The 15,640-nt window shown below is 69.9% G+C and carries 15 protein-coding genes; 10 read left to right on the top strand and 5 right to left on the bottom strand.

The genetic code is table 11. The features are described from left to right. The first annotated feature begins 65 nt into the window (after positions 1-65). The 4 genes from pelG to K206_RS0122650 all read left to right on the top strand — a co-directional run bounded on the left by pelG (position 66) and on the right by K206_RS0122650 (position 6,551). Positions 66-1,436, top strand: coding sequence for an exopolysaccharide Pel transporter PelG (gene pelG, locus K206_RS0122665; protein ID WP_020204680.1), 1,371 nt, complete (start codon positions 66-68; stop codon positions 1,434-1,436). Positions 1,437-1,653: 217 nt separating this feature from the next. Then, positions 1,654-2,364: a response regulator transcription factor gene (locus K206_RS0122660; protein ID WP_029043948.1), complete on the top strand. Its 711-nt coding sequence runs from the start codon at positions 1,654-1,656 to the stop codon at positions 2,362-2,364. Positions 2,365-2,434: 70 nt separating this feature from the next. Beyond that, entirely contained in the window at positions 2,435-4,150 is a 1,716-nt protein-coding gene (locus K206_RS0122655; protein WP_196812911.1) for a FecR domain-containing protein, read from the top strand. Further along, a complete protein-coding gene (locus tag K206_RS0122650; RefSeq protein WP_020204677.1) occupies positions 4,140-6,551 on the top strand; it encodes a CHASE2 domain-containing protein in 2,412 nt (803 codons plus the stop codon). Before K206_RS0122655 ends, K206_RS0122650 begins: the two co-directional genes overlap by 11 nt. Before the next feature lie 22 nt (positions 6,552-6,573). On the opposite strand, the gene K206_RS0122645 is transcribed toward K206_RS0122650, so the two are convergent. Continuing rightward, entirely contained in the window at positions 6,574-6,771 is a 198-nt protein-coding gene (locus K206_RS0122645) for a hypothetical protein (RefSeq protein ID WP_020204676.1), read from the bottom strand. Between the two features lie 199 nt (positions 6,772-6,970). On the opposite strand from K206_RS0122645, the gene K206_RS43805 reads away from it, so the two are divergent. Continuing rightward, on the top strand, positions 6,971-7,147 hold the full coding sequence (locus K206_RS43805) for a hypothetical protein (RefSeq protein WP_196812910.1): 177 nt from the start codon (positions 6,971-6,973) through the stop codon (positions 7,145-7,147). Between the two features lie 13 nt (positions 7,148-7,160). On the opposite strand, the gene K206_RS0122635 is transcribed toward K206_RS43805, so the two are convergent. The 4 genes from K206_RS0122635 to K206_RS0122620 all read right to left on the bottom strand — a co-directional run bounded on the left by K206_RS0122635 (position 7,161) and on the right by K206_RS0122620 (position 10,389). Further along, positions 7,161-7,523 carry a translation initiation factor Sui1 gene (locus K206_RS0122635; protein WP_020204674.1) on the bottom strand — a complete coding sequence of 121 codons (363 nt, stop codon included), beginning with the start codon at positions 7,521-7,523 and terminating at the stop codon, positions 7,161-7,163. Between the two features lie 95 nt (positions 7,524-7,618). Then, the gene (locus K206_RS0122630) at positions 7,619-7,852 is read right to left on the bottom strand and encodes a hypothetical protein (protein ID WP_020423871.1); all 234 of its coding nucleotides are present in this window, start codon (positions 7,850-7,852) and stop codon (positions 7,619-7,621) included. 345 nt (positions 7,853-8,197) lie between these two features. Continuing rightward, positions 8,198-8,896, bottom strand: coding sequence for a YceH family protein (locus K206_RS0122625; protein ID WP_020204671.1), 699 nt, complete (start codon positions 8,894-8,896; stop codon positions 8,198-8,200). A 170-nt stretch (positions 8,897-9,066) separates the two neighbouring features. Continuing rightward, on the bottom strand, positions 9,067-10,389 hold the full coding sequence (locus tag K206_RS0122620; protein ID WP_029043946.1) for an MFS transporter: 1,323 nt from the start codon (positions 10,387-10,389) through the stop codon (positions 9,067-9,069). 250 nt (positions 10,390-10,639) lie between these two features. Here K206_RS0122620 and cyoA point away from each other — a divergent pair, with 250 nt between their 5' ends. The 5 genes from cyoA to K206_RS0122595 all read left to right on the top strand — a co-directional run bounded on the left by cyoA (position 10,640) and on the right by K206_RS0122595 (position 15,633). Continuing rightward, positions 10,640-11,635: a ubiquinol oxidase subunit II gene (gene cyoA, locus K206_RS0122615; protein ID WP_020423870.1), complete on the top strand. Its 996-nt coding sequence runs from the start codon at positions 10,640-10,642 to the stop codon at positions 11,633-11,635. A gap of 78 nt (positions 11,636-11,713) precedes the next feature. After that, positions 11,714-13,714 (top strand): cytochrome o ubiquinol oxidase subunit I, encoded by a 2,001-nt coding sequence (cyoB, locus tag K206_RS0122610; protein WP_020204668.1) that lies wholly within the window; start codon positions 11,714-11,716, stop codon positions 13,712-13,714. A 28-nt stretch (positions 13,715-13,742) separates the two neighbouring features. After that, positions 13,743-14,363 carry a cytochrome o ubiquinol oxidase subunit III gene (gene cyoC, locus K206_RS0122605; RefSeq protein ID WP_155888182.1) on the top strand — a complete coding sequence of 207 codons (621 nt, stop codon included), beginning with the start codon at positions 13,743-13,745 and terminating at the stop codon, positions 14,361-14,363. Next, complete coding sequence (cyoD, locus tag K206_RS0122600) at positions 14,360-14,776, top strand: cytochrome o ubiquinol oxidase subunit IV (protein ID WP_020204666.1); 417 nt, start codon at positions 14,360-14,362, stop codon at positions 14,774-14,776. The genes cyoC and cyoD overlap by 4 nt, the downstream gene beginning before the upstream one ends. Beyond that, positions 14,773-15,633, top strand: coding sequence for an SURF1 family protein (locus K206_RS0122595; RefSeq protein ID WP_369796918.1), 861 nt, complete (start codon positions 14,773-14,775; stop codon positions 15,631-15,633). Before cyoD ends, K206_RS0122595 begins: the two co-directional genes overlap by 4 nt. Positions 15,634-15,640: the final 7 nt, after the last annotated feature.

The following is a 15,640-nucleotide window of genomic DNA, read 5'->3' as shown; positions in this document are numbered from 1 at the left end:
GGCGGGCGCCTCGCCGGCCAAGGCCGCCCAGGCCGCGGGCTGCCCCATGAAGGGAGGTCGCTGAGATGGCGGGGATCGGTTTCGAGCTGCGCAAGATGCTGCGGCGGGACAGCCTGTCGGGCATGCTCGGCGCCTATGCCTATGCCGGCATCATCAGTTCGGGCCCGTGGGTGCTGTCGATCGTCGGCATCCTGCTGATCGGCGTGCTGAGCCTGCCGTTCGTGGTGCCGGGCAGCCTGGTGACGCAGTTCCAGGTGTCGGTGACCTACCTGATCGCGGTCAGCCTGATATTGACCGGGCCGATGCAGCTTGCCTTCACGCGCTTCACCTCGGACCGCCTGTTCGAGAAGCGCGACCACCTCGTGCTGTCGAACTTCCACGCCGTGGCGCTGCTGGTGACGGTGCTGTCCGGCGCGATCGGCATCGGCTTCGCGCTGTTCTCGTTCCAGGCGCAGTCGGTGCTGTACCGGCTGCTGATGATCGCGGGCTTCGTGGTCATGAGCAACATCTGGATCGCGGTGATCTTCCTGTCGGGGATGAAGCAGTACAAGGCCATCGTGTGGACCTTCCTGATCGGCTACACCTTCACGGTGGTGGCCGCGCTGGCGCTGCGCGGCTTCGGCCTGGAAGGGCTGCTGTCCGGCTTCGTGGCGGGCCAGCTGAGCCTGCTCACGGCGATGGTGGTGCTGATCTACCGCAACTACACCAGCCAGCGCTTCATGTCGTTCGAGGTGTTCCAGCGCCGCTACGCCTACCCGAGCCTGATGCTCATCGGCCTGCTGTACAACCTCGGCATCTGGCTCGACAAGTTCATGTTCTGGTACGCGCCGTCCACCGGCCAGCAGGTGATCGGGCCGCTGCACGCATCGATCATCTACGACATCCCGGTGTTCCTGGCCTACCTGGCGATCATTCCCGGCATGGCGGTGTTCCTGGTGCGCATCGAGACCGATTTCGTCGAGTACTACGATGCGTTCTACAACGCCGTGCGCGGCGGCAGCTCGCTCGAGCACGTCGAGGACATGCGCAACACGATGGTGCAGACCATCCGCCTGGGGCTGTACGAGATCGTCAAGGTGCAGGCCATCGCCGCGCTGCTGCTGTTCGTGGTGGGGCGCTACATCCTGGCGCTGCTGGGCATCTCCGAGCTGTACCTGCCGCTGCTGTACGTGGATGTGATCGGCGCCAGTCTCCAGGTGGTGCTGCTGGGCGTGCTGAACATCTATTTCTACCTGGACCGCCGCCGCGAGGTGCTGCTGCTGACCGCGCTGTTCGTGATCCTCAACGTGGCGCTGACCTCGCTTACGCTGCAGCTTGGCCCGGCCTGGTACGGCTACGGCTTCGCCGTGTCGCTGCTGGTCGTGGTGGCGCTGGCGATCTACCTGCTCGACCGCAAGCTGGACCGGCTCGAATACGAGACCTACATGCTGCAATAGGACAGGTCAGGGCCGCCCCGCGCGCCGGCACCGGCGCGCCGCCGCCCGATTTTCGGTACCATTCTCCCCACGTGCCCGGCCCCCGCCGGGCTGTCGTGCTTGCGGGCGCCGCGCCAGCGCCCGCCTGCGCTTGCTTGCCACGCCCGCCTGTCGTGCCCATGCCCGTGCCGGTGCGTGGCGCGGCGGCGGGCGCGGGCGGCGCGATGAAGAGGTAAGTATGAGAATAGCTTCGGTGGAAGACGACAAGAGCCAGGCCGAGCTGATCCAGCAGATCCTGGTCTCGGCCGGCCACGAGTGCGAATGCTTCGCCAGCGGCGGCAGCTTCCTGCGCGCCCTGCGCGACAAGGCGTTCGACCTGCTGGTGGTGGACTGGCAACTGCCCGACACCAGCGGTTTCGAGGTGGTCACCTGGGTGCGCCAGAATTCCGGGCGCAACCCGCCCATCCTGTTCCTGACCAGCCGCTCGCTGGAAGAGGACATCGTCGCCGGGCTCGGCGCGGGCGCCGACGACTACATGATCAAGCCGGTGCGCCGCGCCGAGCTGGTGGCGCGCGTGGGCGCGCTGCTGCGCCGCACGTATCCGCAGGCGCAGCAGGACGGCGACCTGATCCGCGTGGGCAGCTACCTGGTCGACCCGGCCGCGCGCACGGTGGAAGTGGGCGGCGTGCGCGCCGAGGTCTCGCCGCGCGAATTCGATCTGGCGCTGTTCCTGTTCCGCAACCTCGGCCGGCTGCTCTCGCGCGAGGTGGTCGAGCAGGCGGTGTGGGGCAGGGCCATCGGCGCGGGCTCGCGCACGCTGGACACGCATATCTCGCGCCTGCGCATCAAGCTCGCGCTGCGGCCCGAGAACGGCGTGCGCCTGACCTCCGTGTATTCGCACGGCTATCGCTTCGAAGCCACGGCAGATGGCGACAAGCAGGAAGACTGAGTTTATGAAGCGGTTCGACATGGCGACAAGCAGAACGGGCGGGATGGTCGGAATGGGCAGGATGGGCAGGATGGGTGGAGCGCGTGGCGCGGGCAGCGCGCGCGGCATGGCAGGCCGCGCCGCGCGGCATCCGCGCCTGCGCGCGGTGCTCGGCGCAATGGGCACGATGGGCGCGGCCGGCCTGATCGGCATGCTCGGCGCCGGCTGGCCCGGCGATGCGGCCGCGCAGGCCGCGGGCGCGGACGGGCAGGACTTCATCTACCTGGTGCGCCCGGGCGACACGCTCATCGGCCTGGCCGGGCAGTTCATGGACACGCCCGGCGGCTGGCGCGAGCTGCAGGCCCTCAACAAGGTGGCGGACCCCTACCACCTGCCGCCCGGCATGCGCCTGCGCATCCCGCTTGCGCGCATCCCGGTCGTGCCGGGCAGCGCGCGCGTGGTGTTCGTCACCGGCACGGCCCGCGCCGACGGCCGCGCGCTGCAGGCCGGCATGACGCTGGCCGAGGGCGCGCGCCTGGCGACGGAAGCCGGCGCTACCGTCACCATCGAGCTGGGCGACGGCTCGCGCGTCACGGTGCCGCCCGCGAGCGCGGTGGAAGTCCGCCGCCTGCGCGCGTTCGCGCGCACCGGGCTGACCGACACCGTGATCGGCATCGACCGCGGCGAGGTGGATTCCCGCGTGGCGCCGCGCGGCACCGGCGTGGGGCGCTACGAGATCCGCACGCCGTCGCTGGTGACGGGCGTGCGCGGCACGCATTTCCGCGTCGGCACCGACGACGGCGCCAGCCAGGGCGCGGTGCTCGAAGGCCGCGTGCAGGCCAGCGCCCGGCGCGGCCAGCGGGCCGCGGTGGCGGCCGGCTACGGCGTCAGCGTGTCGGCCGCCGGCGTGCTGGCGCGGCCGGTCGCGCTGCTGCCCGCGCCGGCGCTGGCGCCGCTGCCGTCGCCGCTGCTGGCCAGCAGCGCCACCGTCACCTGGGCGCCGGTCGCCAGCGCCGCCGCCTACCGCGTGGTGGTGTCGCGCGATGCCGCCCAGACCGAGTTGCTGTCGTCGCAGACCGTGGGCGCGGCCGAGGCCGCGCTGCAGGACCTGCCCGAGGGCACGCTGTACCTGGGCGTGAGCGCGCTCGACGCGCGGCGGCTCGGCGGCGCCGGCACGGTGGCGCCGCTGGTGGTGCGGCTCAACCCGGCCGCGCCGTTTACGCTCGCGCCCGAGCGCGGCGGCACCGCCTACGGCGAGGAAGCCGCGCTGCGCTGGGCCGAAGTCACCGGCGTCGCCCAATACGAATACGAGGTGGCCGCCGACGCCGACTTCCGCCAGGGCGTCGTGCGCGCGCGCGCGGACACGCCGTCGGCCAGCCTGCCGCTGGCGCCGGGCCGCTGGTGGTGGCGCGTGCGCTCGCTCGACGCCGCCGGCCAGCCGGGCCCGTGGAGCGAGGCGGTGGCCTTCACGCAGGAGCCGTCGCCGCCGCAGCCGAGTTTCGACGACGACGGCGGCGACACGCTGCACATCGCCTGGCCCGGGGCCGGCGCGGCGCAGGCCTACCGCCTGCAGATGGCCGCCGATGCGGCCTTCACGCAGATCGTGGCCGACGTGCGCAGCGACACCAACGACGCGCGCCTGCCGCGCCCGGCCAGCGGCACCTATTTCGTGCGGGTCGGGCGCGAGAGCGCCGCCGCCGGGCCGCACTACTCCGCACCCCAGCGCATCGAGGTGAAGCAGTACGTGCGCGACGCGCAAGGCCGGCCGGTAGGCGCCGGCGGGCGCATGCTCGACCGTGCCGACTGAGCAGGCCCGCATCGCGCGGATCGCCCGCGCCGCGGCGCGCGCCCGCGCGCTGGCGCGCCTGCCGATTCGCCTGCTGGCGGGCTACCAGCGCCGCACGCTGGTGGAGTGGGCGCTGCTGAGCGCGGCGGTGCTGCTGCTGGTGGCGGCCTGCGCGCTGCTGGGCTGGAGCGAGCGCGCCGACAAGGCGGTCTACGACCTCGCCGTGGTGGCCCAGCGCCACGCGCCCGCCGACGACATCGTCATCGTCGCCATCGACGATCCGGGCATCACCGCGATCGGCCGCTGGCCGTGGCGCCGCCACGTGCTGGCCGACCTGATCGACCACGTCGCCGCCGGCGCGCCGCGCGTGATCGGCGTGGACGTGATCCTCTCCGAACCGGACCTGCAGCATCCCGCGGACGACCGCGCGCTGGCGCTGGCGATGGCGCGCGCCGGCAACGTGGTGCTGCCCGCGCTGGCCGAGCCCGGCGGCGACGGCCTGCAGGTGCGCTATCCGCTGACCGGCCTGGGCAGCGCGGTGGGCCACATCAACATCGCCGTGGACCTCGACGGCATCGCGCGCCAGGTATTCCTGCAGGAAGGCCTGCCGGGCCAGCTGCTCGATCATTTCTCGGCGGCGATGGTCGCCTTCGGCCGCCCGCCGCGGCCGGTGTCGGGCTACCGGCACGACCACCAGGACAGCGCGCCCGACGCCGACGGCTGGCTGCACCGCTACCGCCTGCGCATTCCGTTCGCCGGGCCGCCCGGCACGTTTCGCCAGATCCCCGTGCTCGACGTGCTCGGCGGCAAGCTGCCGCCGGACACCTTCCGCGGCAAGGCGGTGCTGATCGGCGCCACCGCCAGCGGGCTGGGCGACGTCTATCCCACGCCGGTCTCGCGCGACGGCCACGGCATGAGCGGCGTGGAGATCATCGCCAACGCCATGCACGCGCTCGAGCGCGACAGCGCCATCGTGGCGCTGCCGGCGCCGTGGTTCTGGCTCGGCACGCTGCTGCCGGTGCTGCTGGCGGCGCTGGCCGCGCTGGCGCTCACGCCGCGCAACGCGCTGGTGGTGACGGTGGCGCTGCTGGCCGGCACGCTGGGCGCGAGCCTGCTGCTGGTGGTGCTGGGCCACCTGTGGTTCGCGCCGGTCAGCGCGGTGCTGGGCTGCGGCCTGCTGTACCCGCTGTGGAGCTGGCGCCGGCAGGAAGCCGCGCTGCAGTTCCTCACCGACGAGCTGGCGCAGCTCGAGGCCGAGCCGGGCCTGCTGGCGATGCCCGCCGACGAAGGCGAGCCCCGCCGCGGGCGCAACCTCGACACCCGCATGCGGGCGGTCTACCGCATGACCACGCGCCTGCGCGACCTGCGCCAGTTCCTCGCCGACGGGCTGGAAGGCCTGCCGGAGGCCACCGTGATCTGCGACCCGGCCGGGCGCGTGCTGCTGGCCAACCGCCGCAGCCTGCTGCTGGCGCCGCGCACGCTGGCGCCGCTGGCCGACGTGGCGGCGCCGCGCCCGCGCATCGGCGAGCTGGTCGACGAGGTGTTCGTCCAGCCCAAGGCCGGCCACGAATATTGGGAGCAGCTGCGGCGCGCCCACGCCGGCGGCGACAGCGCGCAGGCGCCGCCCGGCGTGGAGCTGGAGGGGCGCGACCAGCGCCCCATGCTGCTGCGCGGCGCGCCGCTGCGCAGCGACACCGGCGGCGTGGCCGGCCTCATCATCAGCGTGATCGACATCACCCAGGTGCGCATGGCCGAGCGCCGGCGCGAGGAATCGCTGCGCTTCATCTCGCACGACATGCGCTCGCCGCAAGCCTCCATCCTCGCGCTGATCGAACTGCAGCGCGAAGAAAGCCGCGCGCTGCCGCAGGCCGCGCTGCTGGCCCGCATCGGCGACTACGCCAGCCGCACGCTGGAGCTGGCCGACGACTTCATCCGCCTGGCCCGCGCCGAGGCGCCGCACCTGAACTTCATCGAGGTCGATCTCGCCGGCGTGGTGCTCGACGCCACCGACGAGCTATGGGCGCTGGCCAGCGCCGCGCGCATCGACCTGCGCCTGGAGATGGGGGAAGAACAGCCGATGGTCACGGCCGAACCCGTGCTGCTGGTGCGCGCGATCGCCAACCTGGTGAGCAACGCGATCAAGTTCAGCCCGCCGCAGAGCACCGTCACGGTACGCCTGTACCGCGTGCCGCAGGGCGTGGCCATCGACGTGGCCGACCAGGGCCGGGGCATCGCGGTGGAAGATCAGGGCCGCCTGTTCCAGCCGTTCGCGCGCCTGCGCGACAACGAGCGCAACGCGCCCGCCGGCAGCGGCCTGGGGCTGGTGTTCGTCAAGACGGTGGTGGAGCGGCACGGCGGCGAGATCCGCCTGGCCAGCGAAGCGGGGAAGGGGGCGACGTTTACCATCGTGCTGCCGTGCTGAGTGGCACGGCGCGCGGCCACGCTCAGCGCGCCGCGTGCGTGCTGCTCGGCTCCTGCCCGGGCGCTGCCTGCGCGGCCGCGCGGCTGTCCATCTGCCGGATCTTGCGCGCGGCGCGCTGTTCGTTGTCTTCCTGCAAGGTGACGCACAGCACGGTGAGCAGCGCGAACGCCACCATGCATAGCGCGATATAGCCAAGCAGCTTGGTTCGTTCGGATCGCATCGGCGTGCCTGTGGTGAATAGCGCTGGATTCTAGGCGCGCCGCGCGCGGGTAATGTCAACAAATGCAAGGGCTGGCCGCGCGCGTGCCGTCACGGCATTGGCGCGCGCGCCGGGCCGTCATGCCGGCGCAGGCCACGGCATGCCGCCGCGGCGCACCGCGCGGCCATGCTACGATCCGCGCCTATCTCGGAGAATGAAGATGTCTTTTACTTGCCAGAACCAATCGTGCCGCATGCGCTGGGAAGAGGCGGATGTGACGATCAAGGATGAAGGCCAGGGCCTGCTGTTCCGTTGCCCCGTGTGCAACTCGCGCAACCCGGTGGTGCCGCAGCGCCGCCCGGACGGCACCATCCGCTACCAGCAGCGCACCAGGTAATCCCGCGGCGGGCTCAGCCGCCCGCGCGCTTGACCGTCATGCCGCGCTGGCGCAGCTTCTCGATCACGGCGTCGCAGTGGTCGCCCTGGATCTCGATCACGCCGTCCTTGACGGTGCCGCCCGAGCCGCAGGCCGCCTTGAGTTCCTTGCCGAGCTGGGCCAGCGCCAGCGGCGCCAGTGCCACGCCGCGCACCAGCGTCACGCCCTTGCCCTTGCGGCCCTTGGTTTCCCGCGATACCCGCACGATGCCGTCGCCTTGCGCGGCCGGCTGCGCCTTGCCACAGGCGCAGGCCGCGGCGGGGTTGCCGCAGCCGGGGCACATGCGGCCGTGTTCCGTGGAATAGACCAGCGAGCTGGCGGGTTTGGGCCCTGGCATGACGACGTTCCTGGTGGCGGGGCGGCATGCCCCGGGGCAGGGCAGGGTACGTCAGGCGGGCGCCGCCGGCAAGCGTGCCGGCGCGAGGCGCCGGGCTAGCGGCCGGCGGGACTGCCGTAGAACGTGCCGGTGCGGGGGTTCGACACGATATAGGTATTGCGCCTAGCCCAGGTCTGGGCGGCCATGAATGCTTCCGGCTCGCGCTGGGTCCACTCGCTGGTCATCAGCGGCGCGGCTTCCTGCTCGGTGGTCATGTATACGGCTGCCTTGTGCAGGGCCGCGCGGCCCTTGCCTCCCGGAATCGTAATGGTGCGAATCGTCACGCGCATCGTCGGGATCCTCCACGTTTCTGGTCGCCAGATTATGTCCGGCTCCGCGGGGCAGTATCGTGACAATTGTGACAGCGAAATGCCGGCGGAGCGCAGCGGCTCCTAGTCTACTTCGTCTGGCGGCAGGATGGCGCGTGTGTTGCGCAAGCACCGCATCCCCGGCGTGCCGCGGCAGTGGCGCAGGCAACTTCCACGGCACAAATTCCCGCGGCGAGTGCAAATGTATTGACATGGCGGCGCGCCGCGCGGGGCAGGACATGACCAACACATTGTAGGCCGCGGGCGGCTGCGCGGGCAGCATCGCGCCGGCTTGCCATCGGCCGGCGCGTCGCGGCCGGCCCGGCGTCAGAGTCCGTCGGTGTCGAGGCGGATGCCGAGCTCGCCGGCCATCTGCTCGAGCATGGCCTGCAGGCGCGCGACCTTTTCCTCCAGTTCCCGCTGCGCGGCTTTCATCGCTTCGAACTCGGAGGGCGGCACGGTGTCCTCGCCGTTGCCTTGCGCGGGCGCGTCGTCCACGCTGACCTCGCCGCACAGCAGATGCATCCAGCGGTGCTCGCGCCCGCCGGGCGCGCGCGGCAGCTTGACCACGCGCGGCGGCTCGGCGGCGGCGAGTTCGTCGAGGAAGACCTCGACCGAGGAGATGTCGGCGAACGCATGCAGGCGCGCGCTGTTCAGGCGCAGCTCGGCCGCGGTCTGCGGGCCGCGCAGCATCAGGATGGCGAGCAGCGCGGCGGACTGGCTGGGCACGCCCAGCACGCGCTTCATGTTCTGCTCGAAGCGCGGCACGCGGCTGCTGCTGCCTTCCATCGCCAGGCTCAGGCGCTTGAGGCCGTCGATGGCGGTGAGCACTTCGTCTTCGGTGGCGTTCATCACTGGCGCGCGCGCGGTCTTCTGGTTGCAGCCGGCGGTGAGCGCGTTGAGCGAGAGCGGATAGGTGTCGGGCACGGTGTGCTGCTTTTCCAGCAGCACGGCCAGCACGCGTGCCTCGAGCTGGGTCAGGGCGCGGATGGCGGGGCGTGCGGAGAGATCGGGGGTGGTGTCCATGAGTGGCGTCGCTCGGTGAGGCGGCTGCGGGCCGCGCGGCGGATGCGCGCGGGCCCGGAGGCAGCGGTTTTGCGAGCCATATGATAGCCGCCCGGGCGCGTCTTCCCGCCGGAGCCGGCCATGCGGCGAAGCGGGCAGGACATGCGCGGCCCGCGCCGCGCGGGGCCGCGTCAGTCGCGCGAGGCCAGCGTGCGGTTGATGCCCAGCGCCAGCAGCGTGCAGGCGGCGCCGGACAGAAGATAGACGCTTACCGCCACCAGCCCGAACTCGACCGACAGCCCCAGCGCCACCAGCGGCGCGAAGGCCGCGCCGAACAGCCATGCGAAGTCGGAGGTCAGCGCCGCGCCGGTATAGCGGTAGCGGCTCTCGAAGTTCGAGGTGACGGCGCCCGCGGCCTGTCCGTAGGACAGGCCCAGCAGCCCGAAGCCGATCAGGATGAACAGGTCCTGCCGCGCCGCGCTGCCGCCCATCAGGAACGGCGCGAACAGGCTGAAGATGGCGATCAGCGTGGCCATCAGGCCGAGCGTGGTGCGCCGGCCGATGCGGTCCGCGATCACGCCCGAGGCGATGGTGCCGAGCACGGCGACGCCGGCGCCGATGATCTGCACCACCAGCACGTCGCTCACGTCCTGCGTGCCGTGCACGGCCACCCACGACAGCGGGAACACCGTGACGAGGTGGAACAGCGCATAGCTGGCCAGCGCCGCGAACGCGCCGAGGAACAGGTTGTAGCCCTGGTCGCGCGCGATCACGATGGGGCTGATCGGCTCCAGCTCGCCTTCGTCCAGCAGTTGCGTGTACTCCTGCGTCACCACCAGCCGCAGCCGCGCGAACAGCGCCACCACGTTGATGGCGAAGGCCACGTAGAACGGATAGCGCCAGCCCCATTCGAGAAATTCCTCGATGTCGAGGCTGGTGCGCAGGAACAGGAACAGCGAGCCCGCGATGAAGAAGCCGATCGGCGCGCCGAGCTGCCCCAGCATCGAATACCAGCCGCGCCGCTGCGGCGGCGCGTTGAGCGCCAGCAGCGAAGGCAGGCCGTCCCACGAGCCGCCGAAGCCGATGCCCTGCAGCACGCGGAAGCACGCCAGCAGGATGATGGACTCGCGCCCGAGCGTGTCGTAGCCCGGCAGGAAGGCGATGCCGGCGGTGGCCGTGCCGAGCGCGAACAGCGCCGCGGTGAGCTTGATGCCGCGCCCCCAGCGCCGCTGGATCACCATGAACAGCGTGGTGCCGAACGGGCGCGCGATGAAGGCGAAGGAGAAGACCGTGAAGGACAGCAGCAGGCCTTCCACGCGCCCGGCGAACGGGAAGAACACCGCCGGGAAGACCAGCACCGAGGCGATGCCGTAGACGAAGAAATCGAAGTATTCGGAGGCCCGGCCGATGACCACGCCGGTGGCGATCTCGCCCGGCGCGACCCTGGCATGGTGCGCGGCCTCCTGGGCCGAGGGTGCTGACGACGGGTCGTGCTGGTGAGCGATGCTGGACATCATCAGGCCTTGTCGTAGTGCCACACTCCTTTAAGAATGGCACTTCTTTGACTACAGTGCCATAGGAAAATATGCAGTGTCGGAAAGCTTGATTCTCGAAGTATGATGTTGCCCATGCCAGCCCACCGGCGTTCCAACGATCACTTGGACGGCTATGCATTTGCGTACACGGATAGTGCCATCCCGCTACGTCAAGCGCGGATTCCTACTTTCGGCTGCCTTGCTGTTGACGGGTTGCAGTGCCGTGCTGATGGCCCCGTCCGGCGACCTCGCGGTCAGGCAGCGTGATCTAATCATCATCTCGACCGGCCTGATGCTGTTGATCATCGTGCCGGTGATCATCCTCACACTGCTGTTCGCCTGGCGCTACCGCGCCTCCAACCGCGCCGCCACCTACGAGCCCGACTGGGACCACTCCACGCTGCTCGAACTGGTGATCTGGTCCGCGCCGCTGCTCATCATCATCGCGCTCGGCGCGATCACCTGGGTCAGCACGCACAAGCTCGACCCGTACCAGCCGCTGTCGCGCATCGACGCCGAGCGCGGCGTGCCCACCGGCACCGAGCCGCTCACCGTGGAAGTGGTGGCGCTGGACTGGAAGTGGCTCTTCCTGTATCCCGACCAGGGCATCGCCACCGTCAACGAACTGGTGGCGCCGGTGGACCATCCGATCCGCTTCAAGCTCACCGCGTCGAGCGTGATGAACTCCTTCTTCATCCCCGCGCTGGCCGGGCAGGTCTACGCCATGCCGGGCATGGAGACCAAGCTCCATGCGGTCATCAACGCGCCCGGCGTGTACGAAGGCTTCTCCGCCAACTACAGCGGCGCGGGCTTCTCCGGCATGTACTTCAAGTTCCACGGCGTGAGCAACGAGGAATTCGAGCGCTGGGTCAGGCAGGCCAAGGCCGGCGGCGGCGCGCTCACGCGCGAGACCTACCTCAGGCTCGAGCAGCCCAGCGAGCGCGAGCCGGTGCGCCGCTACGCCAGCGTGGACCCGGCGCTGTACGGCGCCATCCTCAACCGCTGCGTGGAAGCGGGCAAGCCGTGCATCAAGGACATGATGCCGATGACCGGGCAGGCCACGCGCCAGGCGCAGCGGGCGCAGCCGGTGCCATCGGTACGGCTGGGGTCGGGGCAGGGCGAGTATGCGCTGGCCTCGCTGCAGCGCGCCGGCGCGCCGTTCGGCGAGATCTGCACCGCGAGCGACCCGACCGGCTCCGGTTCCGCCAAAGCCCTGCCGCGCTGACGCGGCCCGGCCCGACGCCATGACGCGAGCGCCGAAAAAGAATCCTGCAACAATGCCCCTGCGGCCCTGGTGATGACAATGCCCGAGCACGATCTTACCCAGCTGGTATTCGGCCGCCTGACCTGGGAGGCGATTCCCTACCACGAGCCCATCCTGCTGGCGACCTTCGCCGTGGTGGCGGTCGGCGGGCTGGCGCTGGTCGGCGTGCTGACCTACTTCCGCGCGTGGGGCTACCTGTGGCGCGAATGGTTCACCAGCATCGACCACAAGAAGATCGGCATCATGTACATCGTGCTCGGCATCGTCATGCTGCTGCGCGGCTTCGCCGATGCCATCATGATGCGCGCGCAGCAGGCGGTGGCCTTCGGCGATTCGGCCGGCTACCTGCCGCCGCACCACTACGACCAGATCTTCACCGCGCACGGCGTGATCATGATCTTCTTCGTGGCCATGCCGCTGGTCACGGGCTTCATGAACTTCGTGGTGCCGCTGCAGATCGGCGCGCGCGACGTGGCCTTTCCCTTCCTCAACAACTTCAGCTTCTGGATGACGGTGGGCGGCGTGGTGCTGGTGATGATGTCGCTGTTCGTCGGCGAGTTCGCGCGCACCGGCTGGCTGGCCTATCCGCCGCTCTCGGGCATCCTGCAGAGCCCCGACGTGGGCGTGGACTACTACATCTGGTCGCTGCAGGTGGCGGGGCTGGGCACGCTGCTGTCCGGCATCAACCTGCTGGTGACGATCGTCAAGATGCGCGCGCCCGGCATGACGCTGATGAAGATGCCGATCTTCACCTGGACCTCGCTGTGCACCAACGTGCTGATCATCGCCGCGTTCCCGGTGCTCACCGCGGTGCTGGCGCTGCTGGCGCTGGACCGCTACGTCGGCACCAACTTCTTCACGGCGGACCTCGGCGGCAACGCCATGATGTACATCAACCTGGTCTGGATCTGGGGGCACCCCGAGGTCTACATCCTGGTGCTGCCCGCGTTCGGCATCTTCTCCGAAGTGGTGTCCACCTTCTGCGGCAAGCGGCTGTTCGGCTATGCGTCGATGGTGTACGCCACGGTGGTGATCACGGTGCTGTCGTACCTGGTGTGGCTGCACCACTTCTTCACGATGGGCTCGGGCGCGAGCGTCAACTCGTTCTTCGGCATCACCACCATGATCATCTCGATCCCGACCGGGGCGAAGATCTTCAACTGGCTGTTCACCATGTACCACGGGCGCATCCGCTTCGAGGTGCCGATGCTGTGGACGGTCGGCTTCATGGTGACGTTCGTCATCGGCGGCATGACCGGCGTGCTGCTGGCGGTGCCGCCGGCGGACTTCTCGCTGCACAACAGCCTGTTCCTGATCGCCCACTTCCACAACGTGATCATCGGCGGCGTGCTGTTCGGGCTGATGGCCGGCATCAGCTACTGGTTCCCCAAGGCGTTCGGCTTCAAGCTCGACCCGTTCTGGGGCAGGTGCTCGTTCTGGTTCTGGCTGGTCGGCTTCTACGTCGCCTTCATGCCGCTGTACGTGCTCGGCCTGATGGGCGTGACCCGGCGCATGAACCATTTCCAGGATGCCTCGCTGCAGATCTGGTTCCAGATCGCCGCGTTCGGCGCGCTGCTGATCGCCTGCGGCATCGGCTGCTTCCTGATCCAGCTGTTCGTGAGCTTCCGCCGCCGCGAGGAACTGCGCGACACCACCGGCGACCCGTGGAACGGCCGCACGCTGGAGTGGTCCACGTCCTCGCCGCCGCCGCAGTACAACTTCGCCTTCACGCCGCTGATCCACGACAACGACGCCTGGTGGCAGATGAAGCAGCTCGGCTACCAGCGCCCGCAGCAGGGCTTCATCCCGATCCACATGCCGAAGAACACCAGCGCCGGCATCATCCTCGCGGGGCTGAGCACGCTGATGGGCTTCGCGCTGATCTGGCACATGTGGCTGATCGTGGCGCTGGCGTTCATCGCCCTGCTGGCGGTGGCGATCGGCCACACCTTCAACTACAAGCGCGACTACTACATCCCGGCCGACACCGTCGTCCGTACCGAGGCAGAGCGCTCGCGCCTGCTTGCCACTCATGGTTGATATCGCCACCCCCTACGGCCCGGACAGCATGAGCGCGCAGGCGGCCCCGCGCGAGGCGCAGCTGCGCTTCTACGAAACCACCGAGGTGCACCCGCAGAACGGCACGCTGCTCGGCTTCTGGCTCTACCTGATGAGCGACTGTCTCATCTTCGCCAGCCTGTTCGCCGTCTACGGCGTGGTGGGCCGGCGCTATGCCGGCGGCCCGACCGGCGCGGAGCTGTTCGAGTTGCCGCTGGTGGCGCTCAACACCACCTTCCTGCTGCTGTCGTCGATCACGTATGGCTTCGCCATGCTGGAAATGCAGAAGGCGCGCACCAGCCAGACGCAGTGGTGGCTGGCCATCACCGGCGTGCTGGGCGCGGCCTTCCTTGGCATCGAGATGTACGAATTCGCGCACCTCGTGCACGAAGGCGCCGGGCCGCAGCGCAGCGCGTTCCTGTCGTCGTTCTTCACGCTGGTCGGCACGCACGGGCTGCACGTGACCGTGGGCATCGTGTGGCTGGTCACGCTGATGGTGCAGGTCGGCAAGTACGGGCTGATCCACGAGAACAAGCGCCGCCTGATGTGCCTGTCCATGTTCTGGCACTTTCTCGACGTGGTCTGGATCGGCGTGTTCACCTTCGTCTACCTGATGGGAGTCCTGCCATGAACGCGCACGACAACACGCTGGCCGGCGGCGCCGGCGCGCACGGCCACGATGGCCACGACGGCCACGGACACCATGACGACGAAGGGTTCCACGCCACCTTCGGCGGCTACATGACCGGCTTCGTGCTCGCCGTGCTGCTGACCGCGGTGCCGTTCTGGCTGGTCATGGCCAACGTGTTCGACAAGTCCCGGACCACGGCGCTGGTGCTGCTGGCGTGCGCCGCCGTGCAGATCGTCGTGCACATGATTTACTTCCTGCACATGAACTTCAAGTCCGAGGGTGGCTGGACCATGCTGGCCCTGATCTTCACCATCGTGCTCGTCGTGATCGCGCTGAGCGGCTCGCTCTGGGTGATGTTCCACCTGGATCAGAATATGATGCCGGCTATGCACGACACGAAGAACCTACCTTGAACGCACCTCGACACCCCCAGCCCCAGCCAGCCACCGGCGCCGCAAGCGCCCAGCCGTCCGCTTCCCCGCGCCGCACCGGCGCCCTCGTGGTGTTTGCCGTCCTGGCGGCATTCGCCTTTTCCGTCCTGGTCGGGCTCGGCACCTGGCAGGTCCAGCGCCGCGCCTGGAAGCTCGACCTGATCGAGCGCGTCAACGCGCGCGTGCACGCGCCGCCGGTGGCGGCGCCCGGTCCCGCGCAATGGCCGCAGGTCAGCGTGGCCGGTGACGAATACACGCACGTGCGCGTGTCCGGCACGTTCCTCAACGACCGCGAGACGCTGGTCCAGGCCGTGACCGACCTGGGCGGCGGCTTCTGGGTGGTCACGCCGCTGCGCATGGCCGACGGCAGCGTGGTGCTGGTCAACCGCGGCTTCGTGCCGCCCGAGCGCGCCGAGCGCGCCACCCGCAGCCAGTACGACCCGCCCGGCGAGACCACCGTCACCGGCCTGCTGCGCATCAGCGAGCCCGGCGACGCCTTCCTGCGCCACAACGACCCGGCGGCCAACCGCTGGTACAACCGCGATGTGCCCGCCATCGCCGCGGCGCGCGGCCTGCAGAACGTGGCGCCGTATTTCATCGACGCCGACGCGGCTGCCGGCGCCGCGCCCACGGTCAATGGCGCGGCGGCCGACCCCGAAGGCAGCGTGCCGCGCCAGCAGGACGGCGAGCGCACGTGGCCGGTCGGCGGGCTGACCGTGATCTCCTTCCACAACAGCCACCTCGGCTACGCCATCACGTGGTACGGGCTGGCGCTGATGGTGGCGCTGGGCGCCTTCCTGGTCGGCCGGCAGGAGTACCGCCGGCGCAAGGGGATGTGAGGCGGGG

Origin of the sequence: Cupriavidus sp. WS, from assembly GCF_000395345.1 — a bacterium.
Classification (GTDB): Bacteria; Pseudomonadota; Gammaproteobacteria; order Burkholderiales; family Burkholderiaceae; genus Cupriavidus; species Cupriavidus basilensis_B.
The sequence above is the reverse complement of the archived record's forward strand: the minus strand, read 5'-3'. Positions and strand labels throughout refer to the sequence as shown.